2 protein-coding genes and 1 pseudogene are annotated in these 2,408 nt (G+C 63.8%); all 3 read left to right on the top strand.

What is annotated here, in order from left to right:
- Window positions 1-226: 226 nt before the first annotated feature.
- On the top strand, window positions 227-811 hold the full coding sequence (locus JOZ00_RS06985) for a TetR/AcrR family transcriptional regulator (protein ID WP_293341637.1): 585 nt from the start codon (window positions 227-229) through the stop codon (window positions 809-811).
- A gap of 102 nt (window positions 812-913) precedes the next feature.
- Window positions 914-1,747, top strand: a complete 834-nt coding sequence (locus JOZ00_RS06980; RefSeq protein ID WP_293341634.1) for a mycofactocin-coupled SDR family oxidoreductase — start codon at window positions 914-916, stop codon at window positions 1,745-1,747.
- An 8-nt stretch (window positions 1,748-1,755) separates the two neighbouring features.
- Window positions 1,756-2,408: pseudogene (locus JOZ00_RS06975) on the top strand (cytochrome P450); the annotation flags it as partial.

Genomic DNA, 2,408 nt, shown 5'->3' with positions numbered 1-2,408 from the left:
GACATCGACGCAACCGTCGCCTGGGTCGTCATCGGGTCGTGCCAGGTGATGACGCGCGATTGCTCGGCGCCCCATCCGGTATCACCCGCAGTGTCAGCACCAGCGCGTGCGTCTTGCGAAGTCGTCATGATCGAGCCTTCCGCCAAGAAACTGTTCGGTTTACTTGTCAGGTCCAACCTAGCGGCGCTTTCACCGCTTGTAAACCGAGCGGTGTACTATGAATACTATGGGCGTCGTCACATCGGACCAACGCCGCAGCGGGGGGCGGGGAGCGCGTGAGCGCATCGAGCGCGCGGCCGCCCGGCTCTTCTACCGCAATGGCATCCACGCGACCGGCGTCGGGCTCATCGCGCAGGAGGCCAACGTCTCCAAGCGCACGCTCTACCAACACTTCGCCAGCAAGAACGAGCTGATCGACAACTACCTGCGCGCGTTCGCGGCACACGGCGGCTCGCCCATCGAGCGTCGCCTCGACGACGCCGAACTGCCCGCCCGTGAGCGCCTCTTGGCCATTTTCGACATGCGTCACTCAGAAGTGTTGCGCGGCTGCCCCTTTCACAATGCGGCCGTCGAATCCGCCGGGGCGTTGGCCAGCGCCGACGAGATCGTGCGCAGCCACAAGCTCGCGTTCACGCGTCGCCTGATCGCCGTGGCGCGAGAGGCCGGAGCCAAAGACCCGCAACTGCTGGGCGAACAGTTGGCCGTGCTTTTCGAGGGCGCGACTGCGATGGCGACGTCCCTGAACGACACCGCGCCCGTCGTGCATGCCCGTGCCGCCGCCGCGACGCTGATCGACTCCGCGACCAGTTAACTCAATCTCGCCCGGTCTTGACGAGCTCACGATCGTGCTGCTAGACATGGCGTGCGCCACAAATTTGGGCGATCGCCCAAAACCGGCTGGGTGGAGGTTGCAATGGGTCGGATGGACGGCAAGGTCGCATTTGTGACCGGCGCTGCGCGCGGGCAGGGTAGAAGCCACGCGGTTCGGCTGGCGCAGGAGGGTGCGGACATCATCGCCGTCGACGTGTGCCGGAAATTCGAGGCGTCGCCTGCGCCCGGTGCCACGTCTGAAGACCTCGACGTCACCGCGGGCATGGTGAAAGACGCCGGAGGGCGTGTCGTGACCGCCGAAGTCGACGTCCGTGATTACGACGCGCTGCGCGCCGCCGTTGACGGCGGGGTCGAACAGTTGGGACGCCTGGACGTCATCGTGGCCAACGCCGGCATCGGAACGATGGCGGGCAAGCTGCACAAGATCGATGAGCCGTTGTGGCAGGAGATGATCGACGTCAACCTCAGCGGTGTGTGGAAGACGGTGAAGGCCGGCGTTCCGCACATGCTGGCGGGTGATCGCGGCGGCTCGATCGTGTTGACGTCGTCCGTTGCGGGCAATAAGGCCTATCCGCACACCGGCCATTACGTCGCGGCCAAGCATGGGGTGATCGGTCTGATGCGGTCGTTCGCGGTCGAATTGGGTCAGCGCATGATCAGGGTCAACGCCGTCCTGCCAACCCACGTGAATACACCGCTTTTGATGAACGAGGGCACCTATCGGGCTTTCCGGCCGGAATTGGAGAACCCGGGGCCGGACGATCTGGCGCCGGTCTGCCAGACCTTCCATTTCCTGCCGACTCCATGGGTGACTCCAGAGGACATCAGTAATGCCGTGTTGTTCCTGGCATCCGACGAAGCGCGTTACATCACAGGGGTGGCACTGCCGGTGGATGCCGGTAGCTGCCTGAAGTAAGGAAAGCGATGACCGTCACGCACGACACCGACATGTACTACGACCCCTACGACACGGGCATCAACGCCGACCCGTATCCAACGTATGCGCGGCTGCGCGAAGAGGCGCCGCTGTACTACAACGCGAAGTACGACTTCTGGGCGGTATCAAGGCATTCCGACGTCGAGCGGGGTTTGGCCAACTGGGAGGTGTTCTCCAACCGCCGAAGTGACATCCTTGAATTGGTCCAGTCGAAGTTCGACATGCCCCGCGGCGTGATGATGTTCCAGGACCCGCCCGAACACACGATGCTGCGCGGCCTGATGTCGCGGGTGTTCACGCCGCGCCGGATGGCCGAAATCGAGGATCAGATCCGCCGGTACTGCATCCGCTGCCTGGATCCACTGGTCGGGTCTTCGGGCTTCGACATCATCGCCGAGCTCGCGTCGATGATGCCGATGCGGGTGATCGGTATGCTCCTGGGAATCCCGGAGTCCGAACAGATCTCGGTCCGCAACGCCAACGATGCCAGTTTGCGCACCAAGCCAGGCGCGCCGCTCAAGGTCGCCAACGCCGACTCCATCGCCGACGGCCGCATCTATGCCGACTACGTCGAATGGCGTTCCAAGAACCCCTCCGACGACCTGATGACGACGCTGCTCAACGTCGAGTTCGACGACGA

The organism is Mycobacterium sp., assembly GCF_019243155.1.
In the GTDB taxonomy this organism is placed as follows: Bacteria; Actinomycetota; Actinomycetes; order Mycobacteriales; family Mycobacteriaceae; genus Mycobacterium.
Note: the sequence above shows the minus strand (reverse complement) of the source record. Positions and strands in the feature narration are given on the sequence as shown.

What these genes read in the sequence shown, in the direction of transcription:
- JOZ00_RS06985 (WP_293341637.1), top strand. Translation starts at nt 227, where the DNA reads ATGGGCGTCGTCACATCGGACCAACGCCGCAGCGGGGGGCGGGGAGCG.
- JOZ00_RS06980 (WP_293341634.1), top strand. Translation starts at nt 914, where the DNA reads ATGGGTCGGATGGACGGCAAGGTCGCATTTGTGACCGGCGCTGCGCGC.